Source organism: Pseudochrobactrum sp. B5, assembly GCF_001939785.1.
In the GTDB taxonomy this organism is placed as follows: domain Bacteria; phylum Pseudomonadota; class Alphaproteobacteria; order Rhizobiales; family Rhizobiaceae; genus Pseudochrobactrum; species Pseudochrobactrum saccharolyticum.
Genome location: NZ_MOYL01000004.1, coordinates 128,000 through 151,012 on the forward strand (window position 1 = coordinate 128,000; position 23,013 = coordinate 151,012).

Annotated in this window: 18 protein-coding genes and 1 pseudogene; 8 read left to right on the plus strand and 11 right to left on the minus strand. The window is 51.5% G+C overall.

Going from position 1 to position 23,013, the window contains the following annotated elements; all coding sequences use genetic code 11:
- Positions 1 to 120: 120 nt before the first annotated feature.
- The 5 genes from BKD14_RS12880 to BKD14_RS12900 form a co-directional block, all read right to left on the minus strand.
- Positions 121 to 1,638 carry an ABC transporter substrate-binding protein gene (locus BKD14_RS12880; protein WP_075656604.1) on the minus strand — a complete coding sequence of 506 codons (1,518 nt, stop codon included), beginning with the start codon at positions 1,636 to 1,638 and terminating at the stop codon, positions 121 to 123.
- Positions 1,639 to 1,777: 139 nt separating this feature from the next.
- Positions 1,778 to 2,509 (minus strand): FCD domain-containing protein, encoded by a 732-nt coding sequence (locus tag BKD14_RS12885; protein ID WP_075656606.1) that lies wholly within the window; start codon positions 2,507 to 2,509, stop codon positions 1,778 to 1,780.
- A gap of 221 nt (positions 2,510 to 2,730) precedes the next feature.
- Positions 2,731 to 3,981, minus strand: coding sequence for a Zn-dependent hydrolase (locus tag BKD14_RS12890; protein WP_075656608.1), 1,251 nt, complete (start codon positions 3,979 to 3,981; stop codon positions 2,731 to 2,733).
- A 168-nt stretch (positions 3,982 to 4,149) separates the two neighbouring features.
- Complete coding sequence (locus BKD14_RS12895) at positions 4,150 to 5,652, minus strand: amidohydrolase family protein (protein WP_083647116.1); 1,503 nt, start codon at positions 5,650 to 5,652, stop codon at positions 4,150 to 4,152.
- Positions 5,653 to 5,757: 105 nt separating this feature from the next.
- Complete coding sequence (locus tag BKD14_RS12900; protein ID WP_210215513.1) at positions 5,758 to 7,278, minus strand: amidohydrolase family protein; 1,521 nt, start codon at positions 7,276 to 7,278, stop codon at positions 5,758 to 5,760.
- Positions 7,279 to 7,509: 231 nt separating this feature from the next.
- Between BKD14_RS12900 and BKD14_RS12905 the strand changes: the two genes are divergently transcribed.
- Entirely contained in the window at positions 7,510 to 8,391 is an 882-nt protein-coding gene (locus BKD14_RS12905; protein ID WP_139316416.1) for a helix-turn-helix transcriptional regulator, read from the plus strand.
- A 28-nt stretch (positions 8,392 to 8,419) separates the two neighbouring features.
- Here the strand turns inward: BKD14_RS12905 and BKD14_RS12910 are convergent, their stop codons facing one another.
- Positions 8,420 to 9,178, minus strand: coding sequence for a helix-turn-helix domain-containing protein (locus BKD14_RS12910; protein ID WP_075656928.1), 759 nt, complete (start codon positions 9,176 to 9,178; stop codon positions 8,420 to 8,422).
- 215 nt (positions 9,179 to 9,393) lie between these two features.
- Here BKD14_RS12910 and BKD14_RS12915 point away from each other — a divergent pair, with 215 nt between their 5' ends.
- From BKD14_RS12915 to BKD14_RS12945, 7 genes are read left to right on the plus strand one after another with little or no spacing between them, the layout of a single operon-like run.
- Positions 9,394 to 10,335, plus strand: a complete 942-nt coding sequence (locus BKD14_RS12915; protein WP_075656612.1) for an ABC transporter permease — start codon at positions 9,394 to 9,396, stop codon at positions 10,333 to 10,335.
- Positions 10,336 to 10,379: 44 nt separating this feature from the next.
- On the plus strand, positions 10,380 to 11,207 hold the full coding sequence (locus BKD14_RS12920) for an ABC transporter permease (protein WP_306401450.1): 828 nt from the start codon (positions 10,380 to 10,382) through the stop codon (positions 11,205 to 11,207).
- Entirely contained in the window at positions 11,207 to 12,991 is a 1,785-nt protein-coding gene (locus BKD14_RS12925; protein ID WP_075656616.1) for an ABC transporter ATP-binding protein, read from the plus strand. The genes BKD14_RS12920 and BKD14_RS12925 overlap by 1 nt, the downstream gene beginning before the upstream one ends.
- 31 nt (positions 12,992 to 13,022) lie before the next feature.
- Positions 13,023 to 14,348: an MmgE/PrpD family protein gene (locus tag BKD14_RS12930; RefSeq protein WP_075656618.1), complete on the plus strand. Its 1,326-nt coding sequence runs from the start codon at positions 13,023 to 13,025 to the stop codon at positions 14,346 to 14,348.
- Positions 14,349 to 14,365: 17 nt separating this feature from the next.
- Positions 14,366 to 15,928: an ABC transporter substrate-binding protein gene (locus BKD14_RS12935; protein ID WP_075656620.1), complete on the plus strand. Its 1,563-nt coding sequence runs from the start codon at positions 14,366 to 14,368 to the stop codon at positions 15,926 to 15,928.
- Positions 15,929 to 15,976: 48 nt separating this feature from the next.
- Positions 15,977 to 17,269, plus strand: a complete 1,293-nt coding sequence (locus tag BKD14_RS12940; RefSeq protein WP_075656622.1) for an FAD-dependent oxidoreductase — start codon at positions 15,977 to 15,979, stop codon at positions 17,267 to 17,269.
- A 16-nt stretch (positions 17,270 to 17,285) separates the two neighbouring features.
- Positions 17,286 to 17,654: a RidA family protein gene (locus tag BKD14_RS12945; protein ID WP_022712050.1), complete on the plus strand. Its 369-nt coding sequence runs from the start codon at positions 17,286 to 17,288 to the stop codon at positions 17,652 to 17,654.
- Positions 17,655 to 17,847: 193 nt separating this feature from the next.
- Here the strand turns inward: BKD14_RS12945 and BKD14_RS12950 are convergent.
- The 5 genes and pseudogenes from BKD14_RS12950 to BKD14_RS12970 form a co-directional block, all read right to left on the minus strand.
- Positions 17,848 to 18,450 (minus strand): annotated as a pseudogene (locus BKD14_RS12950) (LysE family translocator); the annotation flags it as partial.
- The gene (locus BKD14_RS12955; protein WP_075656929.1) at positions 18,440 to 19,117 is read right to left on the minus strand and encodes a phenylalanine--tRNA ligase beta subunit-related protein; all 678 of its coding nucleotides are present in this window, start codon (positions 19,115 to 19,117) and stop codon (positions 18,440 to 18,442) included. The pseudogene BKD14_RS12950 and the gene BKD14_RS12955, both read right to left, overlap by 11 nt.
- 72 nt (positions 19,118 to 19,189) lie before the next feature.
- Positions 19,190 to 19,999: an AraC family transcriptional regulator gene (locus tag BKD14_RS12960; protein ID WP_075656625.1), complete on the minus strand. Its 810-nt coding sequence runs from the start codon at positions 19,997 to 19,999 to the stop codon at positions 19,190 to 19,192.
- Positions 20,000 to 20,100: 101 nt separating this feature from the next.
- The gene (locus BKD14_RS12965) at positions 20,101 to 20,586 is read right to left on the minus strand and encodes a GNAT family N-acetyltransferase (protein ID WP_075656627.1); all 486 of its coding nucleotides are present in this window, start codon (positions 20,584 to 20,586) and stop codon (positions 20,101 to 20,103) included.
- A gap of 373 nt (positions 20,587 to 20,959) precedes the next feature.
- Positions 20,960 to 22,954, minus strand: a complete 1,995-nt coding sequence (locus tag BKD14_RS12970; protein WP_075656630.1) for a BCCT family transporter — start codon at positions 22,952 to 22,954, stop codon at positions 20,960 to 20,962.
- Between the last annotated feature and the right edge of the window lie 59 nt (positions 22,955 to 23,013).

The window sequence follows — 23,013 nt, forward strand, 5'->3', positions numbered from 1 at the left end:
GAAAACAGAACAGCAGGCAGCGGGATGGAAGTAACGGAGTTTAACCCGCTTTTCCTTCCCGCTGAGCCGTTTCAGCTCCTTCTTTCGAAAGGTGTTTTCAAAAAGAAGGAGACGGCTTGCTTATTTTTCCAGTGTCACGCCTTTCAGGCGGATCATGCCGTCCGGATGCGCAGTAAAGCCTTTCAGATTTGCGCGGGTGGCAAATGTCCATGGCTGATAATAGAGATAGACGATCGGCAGCTCGTCTTGCAGGATTTCCTGTGCCTGATCGTAGAGTGCCTTGCGCTGTGCCTGATCTTTGATACCGCGGGCTTCTTCCAGCAGGGCATCAACTTTTTCACTGCAAAAACCGGCATCGTTGAGGCTGCCTTTACAGGTATCAAACTGATGGATATTGCCATCCGGATCAGCACGGCCTGACCAACCGCTCTGGCCGACATCAAAAGACTTCTCTTTTAATGCGGATTGCAGGGCAGCAAATTCCGTCGGACGCAGAGAGATATCAAAACCTGCCTCGGAAGACATGGCCTGTATCAGCTCATAGACCTGCTGGGACGTTGTGGAATTGCCAAAAGCCAGCTCAAAACTGACCCGTTCATGACCGGCTTCCTTGAGCAGCTGTTTGGCTTTTTCAACGTCGCGGGTCACAGTTTCATATTTCGGATTATAGGCAAAACTCGATGGCGGAAAGGCCTGATAAGCGGGCTGGAATACACCCTGACCGACAACTTCATTGATTGCATTACGGTCGAGGGAAAGCTCGAAAGCCTGTCGGATACGCTTGTCGTGGCCGATCGGGAAACTGTCTTTGTCGCCCTTGGTCATGTTGAAAGTCAGAGCCTGATAGCCGATACCTGTGACCGGCAAGAAAGCGAGATTGCTGTCGGCTTTAGCGGCTTCAATATCTGAAGAGGCAAGGCGCTCGATCATGTCGAAATCACCGGAGCGCAGATTGGCAAAGCGTACGGTTGAATCCTGAATCGGCAGATAGGTTACCTTGTCAAAGTGGTAATTGGCGGCGTCCCAGTAATCAGCGAATTTCTCCAGAATTATCCGGTCATTCTGTACGCGGCTGGTAAATTTATACGGGCCTGAACAGACAGGGTTCTGGGCAAACTCACCACCGGCAAAAGCCTTTGGCGACAGGATCATACCCGCGCGGTCGGAAAGTTGGGACAGCAGTGCCGCATCATGTCTGGTGAGGTGAATATCGAGCGTCGTATCATCCACAACCTCAATCTTATCAATCGCTGCGACTTCACTTTTACGCAGGGATTCCGGCAGTGTCTTTGCCCGTTCCAGATTGGCTTTCACATCGGCCGCGGTAATGGCCGATCCGTCATGGAATTTCCCGTCATCACGCAATTTGATTTGCAGTGTTTTACCGTCTTCAGACCAGCTCCACTCTTTGGCGAGCTGCGGCTGAATTTCCAGCTTGTCATTAATATCAAACAGCTTGTCGCATAAGGACGTGAAAACGATACGACCGACAAATGTACGCGCACGATGCGGGTCAAGCACATCGGGATCATCTTGCAGGCCGATGCGTAAATCAGCGGCCAGTGCCGGTAAAGTTAGAGCAATTGCTGCTGCGGACAGCGCCGCAGTTTTGAGAGCAGTTCTATAAACAGATTTCATTCTCCACCCCTTATTTTGTTCTGCTGATAGCCAGATTGTTCTGTGGTCTGCACTTTAATGGTCGGAACGGGCTCCTCCTCCTGAGCTAAATCCGTTCTTCCCTTTGCATGCGGCTTTCATCCGCTATGCGAAAACTCCTTCAGTCGGTCGTTACAGGCTGCGGTGCCGGTATTTGTGTTCGTGCGGCTCCGCCAATTTCGCCGATCACTGCTTCGCGCAGCGACATAAGATGCGTACGCATGGCATCTTCCGCATCACGCGGATGAAAGCGCCGGATCGCATCCAGAATGGCATTGTGCTGGTTTACCGACAGCGAATTGCGGCCTGCCGAACGCACGCGGGTGCGAAATTGCTGCCATGCATCATTGCGCCGGATTTCATCGATGATGCCCATAATGGCGATAAACAGCTGATTGCCGGATGCATCAGCGATCTTGCTGTGAAAGGCTGAATCCCACCGCTCCCATGAGGCAATATCAGTTGACTGCTCGGCTTTCAGAGCCAGCTTTTCCAGTTGTTCCACCAGAGCGGGTGTAGCACGGGCGGCGGCCATGCGCGCCAGCGCCGGTTCGATTTCAATCCGTACATCCATAACTTCGATAGGATTGGTGAAGTCGGCAATTTGCTGGGCCAGCATATTGCCATCGGGACGACGTTCACCGCTGAAAGTACCTTGACCCTGCCTGCGCCAGATCAGCCCTTCGTTTTCGAGCACATCAAGGGCTGCACGCAAGGCACGGCGGCTGACATTGAAACGCAGTGCCAGTTCACGTTCAGAGGGAAGGCGGTTTTCCTGCCCCTCCGTCTGTTCAGCCAATAACGTGCGCAGATTTTCTAAGGCAAGACCGGTATTATCATTGAGGTCATGCATGGCATGAACCGTGAATCAATCGAACCATTATGCAGATTGGTTCTGAATTTGATGAATTGGTAACGGCCATTCTGCTGATAATTTTCCCGATTTATTATACTTTTGTTTAATAATGCAAATTATCTGTAGCATTTCAAGATGTTTAGTAAAAATAATGGCGAACCAATTTACAATTGGTTCGCCATTAAGGTTCGATATAGAAATACGAACAAGCAGCGGCTTTAATCTGTAAGTTTCACCTCAGCGAGATCGCAAATTGTGAGAAAAAGCACGTCAACGCCTTTAGCCAGCTGGTCATAATCCGTCCATTCTTCAGGAGCGTGAGAAATACCGTTACGGCTCGGAACGAAGACAAGACCGGTCGGGGCAAAATCAGCCATAATCATGGCATCATGACCGGCACCGCTTACCATTGTACGGCTTTTCAGGCCAAGCGCACCAGCATGATGCGACAGGCATTTATGCAGTTCGGAGGATAAAGGCACCGGCGCGACAAAGAGCTGTTCGTCCACCTCTACCGAAAGCCCGTTGCCGCCCGCCCGCTCAATTACAGCACGGGTCTGATCCATCAATGTGCGGACAACCTCTTCCTTCGGTGCGCGAATATCGGCGGTAAAAACGACCAGATCGGGGATGACATTGGCACCGCCCGGATAAACATCCAGCTTGCCGACAGTCAGAACCGCGTCCTGTCCGATAGCACGTGCCAGATCAGGCAATTGCGCAAGGGCGGTGACAGCGCCGGTGAGCGCATCGCGCCGCGCATTCATCGGGGTTGTACCGGCATGGCCTGCTTGTCCGCGAAATGTGACTTTCAACTGGCCGAGACCGACAATAGCGTCAACAACAGCCACGTCCTCGCCATGGCTCTCTAGCACAGGACCCTGTTCAATATGCAGCTCGAGAAACGCATGGATTGAATGGGGCTGACGGATTGCCTGATGTGCCGATGCGGGATCAAGCCCATAGGCCTGCATTGCCTCCGCAACGGATATGCCGTCATCATCAGTAAAAGTGACAAGCTGCTGCATATCCACCTTACCGGTCATGATGCGTGAGGCCAGCAAGCCACCACCGAAACGGGTGCCTTCTTCTTCAATCATGGCGATAAACTCAACAGGACGGACGGGTGCCAGCCCGCGGCTTTTCAGCTGGAAAGCAATTTCTATGCCGGCAATGACGCCTGCTTGTCCGTCAAATTTTCCGCCATTTGGCACGGAGTCAAAATGGGAGCCGACCATAACAGGTGCAAGCTCCGGATTGCTCCCTTCCAGACGGCCGATAATATTACCGACGGCATCTTCGCGCACAGTAAGACCCGCTTCCTCCATCCGGTCGCGCAGATAATCCGCGGCCTGCCGGAATTCCGGACTATAGGTCAGGCGGGTTGTGCCTTTACCGGGAGTGGCGTTGAACTGATCCAGTCCGTCGATCAGGGTCTGGAGGCGTTGCGGATCCGAATAGTGTATCATGAGAAAAGCCTGCAATAAATTCCTGCTGGCACGACCGATAGCACCCCGTACCGACAACGGGGAAGGGCAATTGCTCTAGCCGCTTGTTTTTAGTTTTATTTTGCTTTGCTATGAGAACTGTTGCCCCCGCATAGTGTGGCTATGCGGGGGGGGGGGGTAAAACACAGTTTACTCGGTCAGATTGATGGTCTGTGCCAGTGAGAAAACACGTTGTTGCACCTGTGCGGTTTGTTTTTGAGCTGCTGCCCAGTCCACACCGGACATAATGCCATTGCGTTTTACTGCACGACCCGCTGCCCACACACTGTCAATGTCCTGCATGGCTGCAAAATTGAGCACGCGGTCAGCGAGTGTTCCCAGATTGGCAAAGCCCATTCTGTCCGTGCGTAACAGCACAAGATCAGCCCGCTTGCCGACCGTAACCGACCCCGTTACATCGCCAAGGCCAAGCGATCGTGCGCCGCCGATGGTTGCAAATTCCAGAACATCAGTTGAGGTATAATTATTGGCAATGGCTGCACCGTCTTCCGTCTTGTAAAGAACCCAGAAAGCGGAACGCGCATGCTCGAAATAATCCTGTAACATGGCAATGGCAGCATCCAGACCGATACCGGTATCCACGCCATGCGCGCGGGCGCGGCCATGCAAACTTGGTGTGTCATAGGTAAATTCACCAAGCGTGGTGGAGCAGAGTTTTGAACCGGCGGCCTTCATCATCAGTAATTCCTCATCGGTTACGTCATTGCCGTGAGAAATATGATAATCCGGCCCTAACAGACCTGCTTCATGCAGATCACGTATACCGCGTAAAATTGGCGGGTTAGGCTCGGGGAATGTCTGGTTCATATGTTGCGTCAGAATTGCCGCCTGCAATTCACGGCAGCGTTTAAACTCCTCAGCGGCTTGTGCAACGCTCTGTGTGCCGACCGAGCCGGTCAGCCCGATGCCAAACCGCAAGAGACCGTTTTCATCGGAAAAATAACGGTCACGCAGTAACTCAGCCTGTTTGTAATGGCGTTCATCCGGCGGGCCGTCACGATCTGCGCGCGCTTGTGCCAGCGGATAGGTGTCACCGGGCCCGTAGCGTGGAGACTGACGCATCTGATAGCAGAAATAGCCGCCGACACCGGAATCTTTCAACCCGCGTGCCGCCGCATCCTCAATCTCATTGCCATTGGTTGCATGCATGTGATCAAGCACTGTGGTAACGCCGGAATCCAGACAGACAAGACCACCGATATAGGAAGAAAAATACATATCCTCCGGTGTGAAGCATAATCCATATTTCAGATTATTCTCACGGTCATAATGGCGATAAAGTTTGGAACCTTTGACAATTTGCCCGGCCTCTGCCGTTTGCCAGACATGGCGGTGACCGTCGACCATGCCGGGCATCAAAATCATGCCGGTTGCATCAATAATCTCTGCATTGTCATGCTTGATATTTTTATCAATAGCGGTGATTTTCCCGTTGGTAATCAGCACATCCGTCGCGGATAATTCTCCTGCCTTTGCATCCATTGTCAGAATGTCTGCGCCTTTGATGAGTGTCGGCACAACAGATTTTGCACTGGCAGCAACGCTTTGTGCTGCGTGCAGAGGCAGACCGCTGGCCGCAACGGCTGCACCGGCAGCGCTGAGTTTCAAAAACTCTTTGCGTGTTAGTTCCATGAAACAGGTTCCTTCTTGTCCGGCAGGCCTGCGCGGGAAAAATAAATGATCCCGACTGTGCTCTGAACCGGCTGAAAATGACGTATGGAGGTAAATTAAAAGCTTTTATGTGAAGGTGATTGTGTCGGCATCGCGTACAATCCGCGCCTGCGCCTCACGCATGTCTGCTTTGAGCTTGCCCCAGTCCACATTCAGCATTTTTCCGTTTTGCTTGCGTAAAGTTCCGCGCACCCAGACGCTGTCGATATCGGACAGGTTGGCAAAGCTGAACACACGGTCAGCCAGAGTTCCGGCGATGGCGAAACCGTAACGGCTTGTGCTCAGCAAAACGAGATCAGCCTGTTTGCCGACACTGATTGTGCCGGTCATGTCACCCATGCGGATGGCGGCGGCACCGGAGCCGGTTGCATAATCCAGCAGATCGGCTGGCTCATATTCACGGGCAATACGGGCATATTCTTCCGAGCGTTGCATATTCCATAACGCGGCACGCACATGCTCGAAATAGTCTTGGGTCAAAGCCAGATTAACATCGATACCGATACCGGATGGCAGTCCCATTTGACGTGCTTTGCCATGAATTGCAGGGGCAATATAAGGAAATTCACCCATAACCGTTGCGCATAACATGCCACCTGTATCCCGCAGCATGATAATTTCTTCATCGGTCATCTGTACGCCGTGGGAGACGTGAATTTCTGGCCCCAGTAAACCGGCTTTATGCAGATCGGCAATGTTGCGGTAGATACCTTCCGGAGGCATGGGGTTTTGTTTATGAATGTGCAGTGCAATCAGATAGGGCTCAAGCGCACGGGCGCGGTCGAACTCTGATTTTGTTTGCCGCATAGTATGGCGTCCCAGTCCGTTACTGGAGGCAATACCAAAGCGGATCGGACTGTCGCTTGCGGAAAACAGTTCATCGCGCAACATTCTGGCAGTTTCGAAATGCGCATCTGTAGGCGGGGCAAGACGCTGAGCCGAAGCCTCTGCAAGTGAAATCGTATCGCCCGGACCATAGGTGGGATCATGGGCAACCTGATAGCAGAAAGTTCCGCCGACACCGGATTCAATCAATCCGCGTGCACCGGCAAAGGCTTTCTCACGATTGTGCTGACCATGGGCGTAGTCAACCACACTGGTTACGCCTGAATCAATCGCCAGCAAACCACCGACATATCCCGCCAGATGAAAATCTTCCGGTGTCATACAAACGACGGTGCGCTCTTTCCAGGTCTGGTAATGATCGTATTTTGCGGCATGGGTTTTTACCAGAGTACCGGCATTCATGATCTGCCAGACATGACGATGACCGTCGATCATGCCGGGCATCAGAATTTTACCGGTTGCATCGATGACTTCCGCATCATCAACTTTCATACCCTTAGCAATGGCAACTATTCTACCGTTCCTGACAAGAACATCGGTGGTTTTCAGCTCGCCGAGTTTTTTATCCATTGTAAGAATATCCGCATTGCGGATCAGTGTTGCGCGAGACGGATCTGCCTTCGCACCGGTCTTTGCTTCGGCCGGTTTTGTGGCTGATGCGGCGGAACTGCGGCCGGTGGCAACAGCTGTTGCCAGACCAGCAGCCCCGAGCCGGAACAGCTCTTTGCGGGTAATCGTCATTTTAAAATCCTCCCGAATATTCAGAATGTGCCGTGGCATCAGATGCAGAAAGCGGAGAGATTCTGTCTTGTTGCCAGCGGTAATCGCGGTGTACTATCCGACGATGCGGGGGATTGATGCGAGTTGTTCTGCTATTGCGAAACGGACATTCGATTGCGCTAACAGGACAACAAAAGCGGCCGGTTAACGGTCACAAAAAGTGGAACGCAGAATAAAAACGGGAGAAGTGCCTTGCAAACAACGGATACTGTTGTGGCGGGCGATGTAATATGTTTTGCGCCACTCGTGCGCAATTTCAGCCGCGGGCTGGTCATTGAAAATCATATGCATCCGTTCGGACAATTGCTTTATGCGAGCTCCGGTGTTGTCAGTGTTATTACAAGACACGGCAATTTTATTATCCCTCCTTACCGTGCCATGTGGCTGCCGCCCTATTGCGAGCACGAAGTCACCATGCTGACAGATACTAATATTACTTCTCTGCTGTTACAGAACGGTGCGGAACTGGAACTGCTGGATTGCCGTGTTATTGAAATGCCGCCTCTGATGCGTGCTTTGCTTGTTGAGACGCTGAACTTTCATAAAAATCAGCGGAATATCAAACGTGAACAGGCAATTTTGCAATTATTACGCGGAGAAATTGCTTCGGCACAGCGCGTTTCCTGCACAGTTCCGATGCCTGCCGGCGAAAAGCTGGCAGTGTTGTGCAAAGAGATCATGCAGGACTTGTCAAAAACATTGTCTCTTGCGCAACTTGCAGAAAAAGCTGCGAGCACTCCAAAGACCATTGCACGTCAATTTCAAAATGAGCTGGGTATGAGTTACCGGCACTGGCTTGAGACAATCCGGTTTAATTATGCCTGTGCGGAACTGGAGCGTGGCACTGCGGCCAAGATTGTCGCTGCGGATCTTGGTTATACGGCAAGCGCTTTTTCCAATATGATGAAGCGCTTTCAGCAACGACTGCAACAGGAGCGTATCAAAAACACCAAGGATACGATTTTCGCAGATCTGCCGCCGTTCGAGTGGATCACAAGACCGGCTGCCGAACCGCAACAGGAAAATGACCGGCGCTGGCTTGAAAAAGCCCGCCAACATGCAGCGAAAGTTTGAGGCAGAGCGGGCTTTAAAAACGTAGCAATCAGTTCGTTACATTCAGACATTCTTTGAGCTGATCAATGAGATTGTCCATCACATCAGGCTTCATATTTTCCAACGGGATGTTGAAAGAAATAGCGACATTGACGCGAAACGGGTTTGGTTTTGGCAAAGGCAAACCCAGACCGCCGACACCCGGCAGGTAATAGCCCATATTAACCGCGTAACCCCGCGCAAGTGTCTCATTAACTTGTTGTTTTACGACATCAACATCTACATGGCGCACGGCAGGATATTGCGTGTAACGCTCTGTATTCGCGTATAAAATTGCATCACGCTCACCTTCCGGCAAAGTGGCCATCAAAGCAACACTGCCTGCCGCAATTCCCAGCGGCATTCTTTCGCCGATGCCGAATTGCTGTTGCGGCAGAATGGAACGGCTTATCATTTCAGCACACACCGCATCAAAACCCGATTGTGCTATAATATAGGTCGTATATCCGGTCTTTTTGGTGAATTCAGTCATGCCGGGTTGCAGCTTCTGAATTTGCGGCGTGAGCCGTTGCTGACGCTGAGCCAGCAGGAAAATAGCCGAGCCCAGCCGGTAATGACCATAGCGCTCTGCAGGCTCCGCAAAACCCTGTTCTGTCAGCGCCATCAGAGTTCTGTGGGCTGCCGATTTGGCGACATTCAGGGATTTGGCGATTTCGGCCAGTGCAGCACCGTCTTCACCATAATCGCCGAGCAATAGCAAAATATCCAAAGCCCGTGAGGCATTTGAAGATGAATTATTTGTCGTCATAAAGAATCTCATATTCCAATAATCGGAATAATTATAAATAATAATTCCATTAAAAGAAATAGATTGACACAAACAAATTTTTTAGCTGTCATTATAGGCAGGAGAACACATAAATCGTGACCATGAATTGACAGGCATAACCCGCGGCTGAAACAGCCGGATGGGAACAGAAAAATATTTGCTGCATTCACGGTGACGGGAATCTCGGAGGGGAGATGCTGTCTTTTGTGACAAGGAGACTTGGCTTTGCCGCCATAACTCTTTTCAGCGTATTAACGCTGGTGTTTTTGCTTGTACGGATATTGCCCGGAGACCCTGCTCTGGTTTTGCTTGGCGATCAGGCCAGCCCTGCCAGTATTGCTGCGGTGCACCAGAAACTCGGGCTGGATAAGCCGGTTCTGGTTCAATATGGCAGCTTTCTTTGGGATGCTTTGCAAGGTGATCTGGGGAACTCCATGATTACCGGCAGACCGGTCTCGGCGGAAATTCTCAATGTTTTACCCTACACGCTGGAGCTGACCATTGCGGCACTGGCACTGGGTCTCATCCTCGGTGTTCCGGCCGGTGTATGGGCGGCTGTAAAACGTAATAAAATGCCGGATTTCATTATCCGCTTCATCTCATTGCTCGGCCTGTCCCTGCCTGCTTTTGTTGCCGCCATTCTGCTGTTGATGGTGTTTGCTATTCAGCTGAAATGGTTTCCGGTTATCAGCGCCGGTGGCTCGGGAGATATTCTGGAGCGTTTGCGTCAGATGGCACTGCCGACATTATCGCTTGCCCTGATTATGATGACTTACATCACCCGTGTGACACGTTCTGCCATGCTGGAAGTCCTCAGTCAGGACTATGTGCGCACCGCCCGCGCGAAAGGTGCATCGCAATATAGCGTGGTCTGGAAACATGCGCTTGGCAATTGTCTCGTACCGATTGCAACGGTTGTGGGTCTCTATCTCGGCATTCTGATCGGCAATTCGGTTCTGACAGAAATCGTGTTTTCACGTCCGGGGCTTGGCAAGCTGATTTTGTCGGCTCTGACCCAGCGTGACTACACACTGCTGCAGGGCATGATTGTGGTCTACACCTTCATGGTTGTCATCGTGAACCTTGTGACAGACCTGATCTATGGCCTGCTTGATCCGAGGATTCAGTATAAATGAGCACGATTTCCACATCTTACGAAAAGACAGCCTTCAGTTCTGTCATGCCGTTTCTGCGCAGGCTCGGTATCTCGACATGGATCGGCATTCTTGTTGTCCTCCTGCTGATCGGCGCCGCAATATTTGCGCCGCTTCTTGCGCCTTATGATCCGGCAGAGCAGGATATTTTCAAACAGCTGATGCCGCCGAGTTCTGAGAACTGGTTTGGCACGGATAATTTCGGGCGGGATATTCTCTCCCGCTTGCTTTGGGGCGCTCGTTACAGTCTTACCATTGGTCTGCTGGCGATTGCTGCCGCAACCATTATCGGCTCCCTGATTGGTATGCTTGCCGGATATCTCGGCGGACGCACAGATATTATCTGCATGCAGATCATGGATGTGGTGCTGGCCTTTCCTTCACTCATCCTCGGACTGGCACTGGTGGCGCTCATGGGGGCGACACTGACCAATATTATTATTGCGATTGCCTTTACTGCCACGCCGGCCTTTGCACGTATTGCCCGCGCGGCGGTGCTGACCCAGCGTGATCGTGAATATGTGCAGGCCGGTCGTTCAATGGGTTTTTCAGGACCACGTATTCTGTTCCGGCATATTCTTCCCGCCATTCTGCCCGAAGTGATGGTCATGACATCCCTCTGGATGGCAACGGCTGTGCGTACTGAAGCATCGCTGGCTTTTATCGGGCTGGGTCTTGCCCCGCCAACCCCGACATGGGGCGGCATGGTGCGTGAAGGTTTCGACAATATTCTCAATGCTTTCCATCTGGCTTTGTTTCCAAGTCTGGCAATTCTGCTGCTGGTGCTTGCGTTTAACCTGATCGGTGACGGGCTGCGTGATGCGATTGATCCCCGTTTGAAGGATGCATCGTGATGAAGAATAATTCCATTCTGTCTATCAGGGATTTGCATATCTCTTTTGGTGCCGTTCCCGTTGTTCATGGCCTTAATCTTGAAATTGAAGCAGGAAAAACACTGGCACTTGTCGGTGAATCCGGCTCCGGCAAGAGTGTGACCTCGCTTGCTGTTATGGGACTGCTACCGGAAGCAACCGGCCATGCAACAGGTTCTGTCCGGCTCGGAGATACGGAATTGCTGGGTCTTTCAGAAGACCGGATGCGCAGTATTCGCGGCAGTCAGATCAGCATGATTTTTCAGGAGCCGATGACATCGCTCAATCCGGTGCAAAGGATCGGCGATCAGCTGGCAGAGGTTATCCGGTTGCACCGCGGGCTGAAAGGAACAGCCTTGCGTGAGGCTGTGCTGGAGATGCTGCGCAAGGTGCGTATACCTGACCCTGAAACACGGATGAAACAATATCCGCATACTTTCTCCGGCGGTATGCGCCAGCGTGTCATGATTGCCATGGCACTGGCCTGTAGCCCGAAACTGATTATTGCTGATGAGCCGACAACGGCGCTGGATGTGACGGTTCAGGCACAAATTCTGGATTTGCTGCGGGAATTGCAGCGTGAAACCGGCACAGCCATTTTGTTCATTACCCATGACATGGGTGTGGTGGCCGAAATGGCAGACCATGTGCTGGTGATGCAAAAAGGGCGCGAGATTGAACGGGGCGAAGTTCACGAGATATTTTCGAACCCGAAAGATGACTATACCCATACGCTGATTGCAGCAGCGCCAAGCCTTGTCGGACGATCGGTGAAACAGGTCGAGTCATTGGAAGTTTTACAGGAACTGCCGCTGACTGAAGGCTCAAGCGATGCAAAAGATGCTCCGGTGATTACGGTCAATGATCTTTGCGTGCGCTTTCCGGTGCGCTCGGGTTTGCTTAGCAGACTGACCGGCAATGTTCATGCGGTGGAAAATGTTTCCTTCGCAATCGGCAAAGGCGAGACACTGGGACTTGTCGGGGAATCCGGTTCAGGAAAATCAACGATCGGCAAAGCAATTATTGATCTCGCTCCTGTTCATGCAGGCCGAATTCAGCTTTCCGGACGGGAGATCGATTATAAAGACCCCAAAAGCCTGTCGGCTCTGCACCGCGATGTGCAGATGATTTTTCAGGATCCTTTCGGCTCGCTAAATGCCAGACAAACCATCGGTTCCGCAATCATGGAACCGATGACTGTGCATAATCTTGCACAGCGTAAAGAGGCACGGGAGAAAATGCACTGGCTGCTGGAAAGAGTGGGGCTTGATCCGCGCCGCGCTGCCAGCCTGCCGCATGAATTTTCCGGCGGGCAAAGGCAGCGTATCTGTATTGCCCGTGCGCTTGCTATGTCACCGAAACTGATTATCGCGGATGAGGCGGTTTCCGCACTCGATGTGGCGATCAAAGGACAGATCATTGATCTGATGATTGATCTGCAGCAGGAGTTTGGCGTTTCCTATCTCTTCATCAGCCATGACATGGCAGCGGTCGAGAAAATCTGTGACCGCGTTGCGGTCATGTATTTTGGCGAGATCGTAGAGATCGGTGCCAAGAAAGACGTCATTGCCAATCCGGTTCATCCTTATACGCAGCGCTTGCTATCCGCGATTCCGGTCACGCATCCGGCACAGAGAAAAGAGCGCATTATAACCGCTGCCGATAAGGAGAAACCACGCAGCCCGCTGAAGCCGCTTGATTACAACCCGCCGGTCAGCCGGTGGGCGAGAGCATCTGACGGGCATTATATCCGGCAATCCGCATAACGAAATGCAATGAGAACGGGGCATTTATTCAATGCATATCATCGATAAACTTGCTGCTTTTGCTGCGGAACATCCGCAGGGACAATTGCCTGCGGATGTGAAAGAGCGCATCCGGTTGCTGGTTCTGGATCTGGTTGCGGCAACCGGCGCAGGCTTTACATCTGATCTGGCAAAAGCGGCGCGTTATACGGCAATTCATGCTTACGGGGGAAGTGCAGCCACACTCTGGCTTTCCGGAGAAAAGTCCTCCGTTGCCGGTGCCGCTCAGGCAAATAGTGCGGCGGCGAGTGCTCTGGATATTGATGACGGCCATCGCGGCGCTGCTGGTCATGCCGGTGCCGGTGTTATTCCGGCGGCTTTGGCCGTGGCTGAAGCTTTGGGCAGTGCCGATGAGGATATTTATGACGCGATTGCGCTTGGCTACGATATTGCGCTGCGCATTGCCACCTCCAGACCAACCGCCGCGATTGACAGTTATAATAGCGGGCGCTGGGTCGGCTATGGTGCGGCCGCTGCCGCAGGACGGCTTTTAAAACTGAGTGCTCCGGCCATGGCTCATGCATTGGCGATTGCCGGTGCGGAAGGGCCGATCGGTTATCCGTCCGGTACGTCGCGCTATCAGGGCACGACGGTGAAAGAAATGATCCCGCCTGCGGTTGTAGCAGGGATTACCGCTGCCTATCGCGCTGTTGCCGGTGCTACGGGCCCCCGTGATTTACTGGATAATGCAGAAAAATATGACCCTGCAATATTGCTGTCTGACGATGGTCAGCAATGGTGGCTGATGCAGTGTTATCTCAAACCCTATGCCTGCTGCCGGTATATGCATGCAGCGGTCGACGCTATTTTAGCAATGCGTAAACCGGAATTGCCGGTGCTTTCACTGAAAATCGAAACATTTCCGCAGGGTTTACGCCTTTCCAACGAGCGTGCGCCGCAAACACTCGAAGGCGGGCAATATAGTTTTTATTTCAGCTGTGCCTTGGCAGCTTTGAAAGGTGAAGCCGCATTGCAGCCGGTTAATCCGGATATGCTGGCCGACCCTGAAATACTGGCGCTGACAGAGCGGATTACGCTTGAGGCTACCTCTGATTTTGCTTCGGCTTTTCCGAAATCAACGCCGGCGCGTGTCTCGCTGGATCAGGGGCAGGGCGTTCAAATAATGGAAGTGCTGCATCCGCGCGGAGATGTGGCCAATCCGCTTGGCTATGCGGATATTGTCACGAAATTCCGGCGGATTAATGCGGCGTATATCACCCCCGATGGCCAGCAGTTTTTGCTTCAGGCTTTTGCGGATTTCCCGCAGGCAGGATTTACCCCCGTGCATGCTGCTTTGAGCAGACAAATTATAAAATAAAAGAGGAGGAGCATAATATGTACAGAACAGTTTTAAAAACCGGCGCACTGGCAGCTTTCATGGCCTGTTCGGCACTGGTATCTATGCCGGCTTTTGCGGCTAAAACAGAACTCGTTTTAGGGGCTGCGGCAGCAGATGTCGGCAAGCTTGATCCGCATTTTGCCAATTCGACATCGGATCGCACACTGGTTGCATGGATTTTCGGCGGACTGGTGCGCTTTGCACCCGGCAGTACAGATCCTTCAACAATTGAGCCTGATCTTGCTGAAAAATGGGAGCATTCAGCAGATAAAATGGAATGGACATTCCATTTGCGTAAAGGCGTACAGTTTCAGCAGGGTTATGGCGAGGTAACGGCCGATGATGTCGTGTTCTCTCTCAATAAAGCTGGAAAACCGGAAACATCAGCTTTCGCGACCGATTATGCTGCTCTGAAATCTGTTGAAGCGGTTGATCCCTATACGGTGAAAATCACGCTTGCAAAAGCGGTGCCTAGTCTGCTCGGACTGGTGTCGAATTATTCCGGCGGTTTTATCCTGAGTAAAAAAGCCTATGAGGAGCGTGGCGACGAGTTTCAGCGCCGTCCGGTTGGTTTCGGGCCTTTCTCACTGGAAAAAATCGAACCGAGTGTTTCCATCGAGTTCAAAGCCCATGATGGCTATTTCCGTGGCAAGCCGAAGCTTGAGAAAATTATCTATCGTTTTCTGAATGCGGCTTCCGCACGCGATCTGGCCTTTATCTCCGGTGAGATCGATGTCTCCGCCGGCACCACAGATCAGAAATGGCTGGCGCGGACACGGGAAGTACCGGAATCCGTGGTTGATATTTTCGATCCGGCCGAGCTGACGCTGCTTCATGTAAACCGTACCAAGAAACCGTTTGACGATATCCGCGTCAGACAGGCGCTTGCCTATGCGGTCAATGCCGCCCAGATGGCGCAGTTCCGCGGCAAGGAATTCACCCGTGAAGTGAAATCGGTCATCCCGAGCAATAATCTCGGTTATACGGATGAGGCGGGCGTTGTCTCCAATGATACGGAAAAAGCCAAAGCCCTGCTGGCCGAAGCAGGCTATCCGGATGGCGTAACAATTAAAATGCTGTCCAGTCAGCTGCCAAGTCTGGAGCAGTCGGCACAGATGTTGCAGGCACAGGTTGCCAAAGCAGGCATCAAGCTGGAACTGGAACCGGTGGAACATGCGACCTGGCACCAGATGATCCGCAAGGATCTCAGCCCGATTGTGATGTATGGCGCCGCACGTTTTCCTGTCGCGGATTATTACCTCACACAATTCTATCATTCAGACAGCATTGTCGGCAAACCGACTGCGGTGACCAATTTCAGTCATTGTGCGGCTGCTGATGAGCAGATTGTTGCGGCCCGGTCAGAAGTGGATCCGGATAAGCAGCTTCAGCTCTGGCATGAAGCACAGAAACTGATTGTCGCGGATGTCTGCGCAATTCCGCTGAATGAAACCGCGCAGGTCTGGGTTCGCAAAAAGAGCCTTGATTGGGGCTTCGAGCTGAAAGGCTCTTTGTCGCTCGGACCGCTTGTAACTGAACAGACGCATTTCACTGATTGAAACCGTACGTGGCTGGCTCTGAGCCAGCCACATTTCCTGTGGTTGAACATGTCAAAACTGACTTATCCTGATTATTCCAATATTTGCGGCTGGAATGCGATGCTTCCGCCGCGCACACCACGACCTGCGCTTGATGGCGACATTAACGTAGATTTTGCCGTGATCGGCGCAGGCTATACCGGACTTGCCGTTGCGCGTCGTCTGCGTGAACTTCGCCCCGATGCCCGCATTGCTGTTGTTGAAGCGACGACCGTGGGCGAGGGTTCCTCCGCTCGCAATTCCGGTTTTACCGGCACAGATGTTCTGCCACGGAATATTACCGTGGAAATGTCCGAGAAAGCGCGGCTGCAATCAAACCTGTTTTCGGAAGCCTTCAAATGGCTGACGGATATTATCCGTGAGAATAATATCCAATGCGATATGCAGCAGGTCGGTGCCATTCGCGGCGCGGCCACAGAACGTGGTGAGGCCTCTGTCCGCTCTGTTCTAGAGGTGGCCAAAAAACTCGGAGTGGCACATCAGGAATTATCGCGCAGTGACATAGCAGAGAGGATAGGTACCGATTATTACCGTTTTGGCCTGTATCTCTCAGATACATGGCTGTTACAGCCTGCAGCCTTGATCCGTGGTCTGGCCGATGCGCTGCCTTCCGATGTTGAACTTTATGAGAACACACCGGTTGAACGGATTCAGCATCAGGGTGACTGGATATTATCCACACGGTCGGGGCAAATCAGGGCGAAGAATATTGCTTTGGCGAATAATGGTTTTATCCGCCGTTTTGGTTATCTGAATACCAAAATGACGACTATTTATACCTATGCGGCAGTGACAGAATCCGTTCCCGAGGCGGACAGAGCATTACTGGGACAGGATCAGTCATGGGGCTTGCTGCCGTCTCACCGGCTTGGCACAACATTGCGGCGCATCGGTTCTGACCGGTTGATGGTGCGCAGCCTTTATGCCCATGAAAAAGAACTGACACAGACTTACGTGGAAGCAGAATTACGGAACCGCTTTGAACGCCGCTGGCCCGGTTTGCGCCATGTGCAATTTGAATATGTCTGGGGCGGCACCACAGCCCTGACTATGAACGGTGCACCATGGTGGGGCAAGCTGGAAGACGGGCTTTATGCTTCCGGCGGCTGCAACGGCAGCGGCATTGCCAAGGGCACAATGCTGGGGCGGCATCTGGCGGAACTGATGTGCGGCTTTGGCGATCATTCCGTTCTTGAGCAGGTTATGGGACAAGCCAGTTTTATAGCGCCGGAGCCCTTCCGCAGCATCGGTTTCCGTGTGATTTCCGCCCTTGAAAGCCGCAAAGCCGGACTTGAAATCTGAGTATTATGAGGATGAAATGAAGCTTGAACGCAGTGATATTAATGCCCGCCGCAGCCGTTTGGTGAAATATAACGGTGTCTGTTATCTGTCCGGTCAGTTCTCTGATAAAGGCGGCACGATTGAAGAACAGACGAAAGAGACGCTTGGTAAAATCGATGATCTGCTACAACGTGCAGGCAGTGATAAATCCCGTCTGTTGACTGCGGAAATCTGGATCACATCCATGGCTGATTTTGAGGGTATGGATCAGGTCTGGAAAGACTGGATTGCCCCTTATGCGCCGCCGGTCAGATGTTGCTGCGCAGTCGAGTTGGGCGATCCGTCCATGCGCGTTGAAATCATGGTGAGTGCAGCAACAGGCGATGTGGAACTTGTTGAGTTTTAATACGGCTGCCGGTCTAAAATCTGACAAGGAAAAAGCGCCGGAAAGGGACATTCAGGCTCGGGCTTGATTGCTGTATCTCTTCTGAACTGAACAAGTCATAGGTAAAAACAGACGACCAGATCATGTCTGAAGAGCTGACACTCATCGGCATTGCTCTGGCTGACCTGTTATTTTCCGCATGAGGATTGGTATTGGTGAAAGCCAGTTGTAGCGCCAGTGCCATGAAAGCAAAGGCAAAGCCATAGCGAACCCGTTTTTGCACTGACGGATCGGAAATCAGATAGTGCCGGACTGAGGCGGCAAAAGCACCATAGGCGATGAAAACCGCAAATGTGATTATCATGAAAACCACACTCAGCTCCAGCATGCGCAAGACCGGCGATGCTTCTTGCGGGCTGATAAATTGCGGTAAAAAGGCAAGGAAAAACAAGGACAGTTTCGGGTTCAGCAGATTGATGAAAATCGCTGAGCTGATTATTTGTTGCGCGCTTTTATCTTTGGTCCTTTCATTCAGTTGCAGCATCGTGTGGTCGCTCACCATCTTCCATGCCATGTAGAACAGATAGGCAATGCCAAGCCATTTAATGATGATGAAGATCGTAATATTGGTGTGCAGCAAAACCGCAAGGCCGCTGATGGCTGCCGCAATATGGGGCAGGGTGCCAAGCGTACAACCGAGTGCTGCAATGATATAGCCGCGCTTGCCGCCCGCAAGACCGGCCGCAACGGTATAAACAACGCCTGCGCCGGGGATGGCGCTGACAATAAAAGCTGTCAGTAAATATTCAAAAGTCATGCCGGACTACCTGAGTGATTTTAGACGCAGGCCATAGCTGTTTCAATGTTGTCATCAGCGAATTTGTAAGCTTATCCGTGTCTTGCTGTGCAGTTTCATGCAGTGCTTCAGTCACAATCAGCGCTGTTTTTGTTTCACTATTTATCGCAGACCAGCCGCTCTGCCGGTTTGTCCAGCGGCGTGCATGTGCTCGCCTGTCGTCATCGGCATATATGATTTCGCCTGGCTCGGGGCTTTCCGTGTTCCCGCCGAATGTCTCATAAACTTCGTCGCCGTCAGCGTGCCGGATACTGAGAATGCCGTTGATTTTTTCGACATCAAAAACGGCAACGGGAATTGCAAAAGCCAGCGATGTTGCATTGCAGAGATCAACCAGAGGGTGCAGCGCCGGAAGTGAACCTTCCATGCGGAAACGACGCAGCAATGCTTCCGAGGCACATCTGTATTGGGTCGGTTTATATCCCATGGCGGAAAAGGCGCGGCGCCATGCTTTGATTTCAGGAAACTCCCCTTCAGTAGCATGAGCGAGACGGTTTTCGGCAATGGCAGTCAGTTGAGACATCGCAGCATTTGGGGCGGCATTGCGGTCGATGCCGTCAATCAGCAAACCACGGGATTGCAGTTGCGGGAAAGAAGTCAGCACAGACGGGGAATAGCGGTAGTGAATGGACATTGCTCTGGCTCGTTTTTGAGCCATTTGCGTCGTTATTGACGGCAAAGTCTTGAAGAAAATTGCAGATCAGGCTCTGATACCGGCATATTGCTTTGGTGAGATGCCATAGGTGCTTACAAATAAACGGGTCATATGGCTCTGATCTGCAAAGCCGGACGCATAGGCTGCATCGCTCAGCGTTGAGCCATTTATGATCATTTTTCGCGCATATTGCAGTCTGCGCTGAATGAGATAGGCGTGAGGTGTCAGGCCGGTGAGTTTTGAAAAACCCCGTATCAACTGAAACTGGCTGACATTGCCAAGCGCAGATAATTCGCCGAGAGAAAGCGGCGAGCAAGGGTCATCATCTATGCGCTCGCGTGCCAGTTCGATTGCTGAGGGTGCATTGTATTTGTCGGCAGAATTGTGGCTTGTAACAAGCCGTGTCAGCAACAGATGCAGGTTTTCTTGTATTTCAAACTCGCTGCAAATATCTGACGGATTGGTTACGCTTTTGAACAGAGAGCGGAAATGCTTTGTTGCAGCCGTGTCGTGCAAGACCGGCTTTTTAAGCTCCGATATTCTCGTGTTGCCGCCCCGAATTTCCTTCATCGGCTCGGCTAAAATATCGGTATCAAAATATAGCATATACCACGCACGGCCATGGTCACCGATCGGGGTGCCGTCATGAACCTCATTCGGATTGACAGTGATGATATCACCGGCTGCCGCCTCAACAATGCCCCGTCCGCTCAATGATTTTTGCGCACCGCGGATGATGACGCCAATGCCGAACTGGTCATGCGTATGGCGGCCGAATGTGTGGGATGAGTCCGCCGCAACCGCCGTGATCCCGTCGATTTTGCAAGGCGCTATTTTGAACGAGCCTTTTGCCACGTAGCCACACCTGTTTTTTGTATCGTTCAAATCCGATAATACAAGGATCAGTGCTGAGAGAACAGGCGTTAGTGTGTCATCGCTAACGCCCGTAGTCTGATTTAGAATTTCAACACGGCTTCCAGTTCATCGCCATAGCTATCACCGGTTTTTTCAAAGCCAAGAAGAGTGTAAAAACCTTCCGGACTACCTTCTCCGGTGCCATAGCTTGTGAAAATCTCATTATAGCCTTTGAGCTTTATATCACGCTTTAAAAGCCCGATAGCCTGACGGCCAAAGCCGAATTTCTGGAACGGTGTTGCGATCATAAAACGCCACAAAAAGACCCCCGGACAATCAATTCCGTCATCATGATCGGCACCAATATGCAACATAATGAAGCCGATCAGTGTATCGTCAGCATAAATTGCACGGAACCAGGCATTTTCAGAAAAATGTGCTGCGGCAATGGATGTACCATTGTCGGCAACCATGCCGCGATGCTCATCGGAGAGCGTTTCACTTAGCTCACAGACATCTTCGACAGTTAACGCAGATATACGCCGAAATGAAATTTCGGAGTCCCGCGAGATTGTAATCTCACTCATGGATAAGTCCTGTTTTGAGAAATAGCCGGTTAACTAAACCGGCGCGGTTTTCGAATTGTCCGCCAACAATATGAACAGCAAAGTGTTCTGCCTTTAAATCTTACAACTATAATTATATGTCAATGTATAAAATTTATGGTCTGAATTTGTACTGCTGAACTAACACTTTTTTATTATTTACAGGTAAAAATGAAAATAAATAAGATTATTTTTTAAGTATAAATTTCAATTTAAAATAAAACCTCTGAGTGAACTTATCAGTCTTAAAGCGTCGTTTTTTGAGATATGCGCAAAACACGCGCTGCCATATGGAGCAACACGTGCTTTTATATGTGTATCAACTGCCTCATCCGGCCTTCAGCATGTAGGAAATTTACATATCCGCTGAATGTTCCGGTGCGCTGTGTACCAGTTGCGTTTCCGGCGCATGAACCAAAGCCAGATATCTTTCAAATTGCACCAGAATATCCACGATCAGTTGCTCTTTTGTGAAGCCCATCACATCATAACCTCTGCCGCCGCTTGAGAAATATGTCCTTGCTTCATGACGGAGATTTGGCTTGCCGACCCCCAGTGTAGAAAAAGCAGGGATGTGCTGGGCAACGGGCATGATACCGTAGATGAAATCGCGTGTGCCTTCTGCCGTGGAACGCAGTGCGATTGCACCATTGTCTTCTGTAACAACAACGGTTTCCCGACCGCGATTGTTCAGTTCGGTGGTAACTGCATTCAAAGCATCCTTGGCGGGACCTGCGATAAATGTTGCAACTTCACGTTGGGTTGGCGCATGCAAAATCAGCGACAATCTGCGTTGCCATGTGAGCCCCGAGGCTGGCTGTGCGCTTGGCGCAACCGGAATTGCAGCATGGGCGGCTTGTTGTGCAAGGTCGGCTTTCATCCCCTTAAACAGTGACCAGACAAGCGCGATCATGACGATGCTGAATGGCAGGGCGCTTGCAATGGTCACAGCTTGCAAAGCTCCCAGACCACCTGCAACCAGAAGACTTGCAGCAACCACACCTTCCAATGTGCACCAGAAAACCCGCTGTCCGGTTGTTGTTTCGGTCTCTCCGCCCGCGGCGATTGAATCGATAACAAGAGAGCCGGAATCCGAAGATGTAACAAAGAAAATGGCAACCAGCATGACCGCCAAAGTCGAAGTCAGTGTCGTCCATGGCAAATATTCAAAGAAGTGGAACAGGCCGACGGAGACATCCGCAGCAATTTCTGCTCCTAACTTGCCGCCTGCAACTGTCGTATCAATAAGAATTGCCGAATTGCCGAAAACGGTCATCCAGAAGAATGTGAAACCGGCCGGGATAAACAGCACGGCTGTCACAAACTCCCTGACCGTGCGGCCACGCGAAATACGGGCAATAAACATGCCGACAAAAGGCGACCATGATATCCACCATGCCCAGTAGAACAGTGTCCATGCATCGACCCACGGTGTTGGTTCATAGGCATAAATATTGAAGGTACGCAGGACGATTGTATCGAGATACAGGCCGATATTCTGCACAAAATCACGGAAAAGCTCTGCAGTAGGCCCTACAATCAGCACAAAAAGCATCAGGAGAATAGCGAGCAGCAGGTTGGTCTCAGAGAGAATGCGCACGCCTTTATCCAGACCTGTTGCAACGGAAATCGTTGCCAGTGCCGTGATTGCAATAATAAGTGGCAGCTGAACCTGCAACCCGATTGGCAGGCCGATCAGATAGTGAAGTCCGGCATTAATCTGTGAAACGCCAAGTCCCAGCGAGGTTGCAATACCAAACATGGTGCCGACGATGGCAAAAATATCGACTGCATGGCCTATCGGGCCGTTAATCCGCTCTTTGAGCAGCGGATAAAGGCCGGAGCGGATGGTGAGCGGCAGATTGTAACGATATCCGAAATAGGCAAGGGACAGGCCGACAACGGCATAAATAGCCCAGGCGTGAATTCCCCAATGGAAAAATGTAACCGCCATGGCTTCACGTGTTGCTGCAATGGAGCGCGGTTCTGCGGTTGGCGGCGCCATGAAATGCGTCATCGGCTCACCGACGGCATAATACATCAGCCCGATACCCATACCCGCAGCGAAAAGCATTGCAATCCACGAGAGAAAGCTGAAATCAGGCGTTGAATCGTCGGGGCCGAGTTTGAGGCGTCCGTACCGTCCCAGACAGAGAAGCAATACGCTGACCAGAAAAATGCCGACGGATAGCAGGTAAAACCACCCGAAATTTGCGAGAATAACGGTCTGAAGCTGGGTAAAAATACTCGCAGCCTGATCGGGAACCACGATCCCGATTGCTAGAAACACACCGATGACAATGATGGATCCGAAAAATACCGGTGCGTTTATAATGAACTTTGCTGGCATGAAAACTCTCGCAGGTTAGTGTTTCATGTTTTTAAGAAAACAAAAAATAACTCTGTAAA

Coding starts and splice junctions, on each gene's coding strand:
- BKD14_RS12880 (WP_075656604.1), bottom strand. CDS start 1,638: ATGAAATCTGTTTATAGAACTGCTCTCAAAACTGCGGCGCTGTCCGCA.
- BKD14_RS12885 (WP_075656606.1), bottom strand. CDS start 2,509: ATGCATGACCTCAATGATAATACCGGTCTTGCCTTAGAAAATCTGCGC.
- BKD14_RS12890 (WP_075656608.1), bottom strand. CDS start 3,981: ATGATACACTATTCGGATCCGCAACGCCTCCAGACCCTGATCGACGGA.
- BKD14_RS12895 (WP_083647116.1), bottom strand. CDS start 5,652: ATGGAACTAACACGCAAAGAGTTTTTGAAACTCAGCGCTGCCGGTGCA.
- BKD14_RS12900 (WP_210215513.1), bottom strand. CDS start 7,278: ATGACGATTACCCGCAAAGAGCTGTTCCGGCTCGGGGCTGCTGGTCTG.
- BKD14_RS12910 (WP_075656928.1), bottom strand. CDS start 9,178: ATGACGACAAATAATTCATCTTCAAATGCCTCACGGGCTTTGGATATT.
- BKD14_RS12915 (WP_075656612.1), top strand. CDS start 9,394: ATGCTGTCTTTTGTGACAAGGAGACTTGGCTTTGCCGCCATAACTCTT.
- BKD14_RS12920 (WP_306401450.1), top strand. CDS start 10,380: ATGCCGTTTCTGCGCAGGCTCGGTATCTCGACATGGATCGGCATTCTT.
- BKD14_RS12925 (WP_075656616.1), top strand. CDS start 11,207: ATGAAGAATAATTCCATTCTGTCTATCAGGGATTTGCATATCTCTTTT.
- BKD14_RS12930 (WP_075656618.1), top strand. CDS start 13,023: ATGCATATCATCGATAAACTTGCTGCTTTTGCTGCGGAACATCCGCAG.
- BKD14_RS12935 (WP_075656620.1), top strand. CDS start 14,366: ATGTACAGAACAGTTTTAAAAACCGGCGCACTGGCAGCTTTCATGGCC.
- BKD14_RS12940 (WP_075656622.1), top strand. CDS start 15,977: ATGTCAAAACTGACTTATCCTGATTATTCCAATATTTGCGGCTGGAAT.
- BKD14_RS12945 (WP_022712050.1), top strand. CDS start 17,286: ATGAAGCTTGAACGCAGTGATATTAATGCCCGCCGCAGCCGTTTGGTG.
- BKD14_RS12965 (WP_075656627.1), bottom strand. CDS start 20,586: ATGAGTGAGATTACAATCTCGCGGGACTCCGAAATTTCATTTCGGCGT.
- BKD14_RS12970 (WP_075656630.1), bottom strand. CDS start 22,954: ATGCCAGCAAAGTTCATTATAAACGCACCGGTATTTTTCGGATCCATC.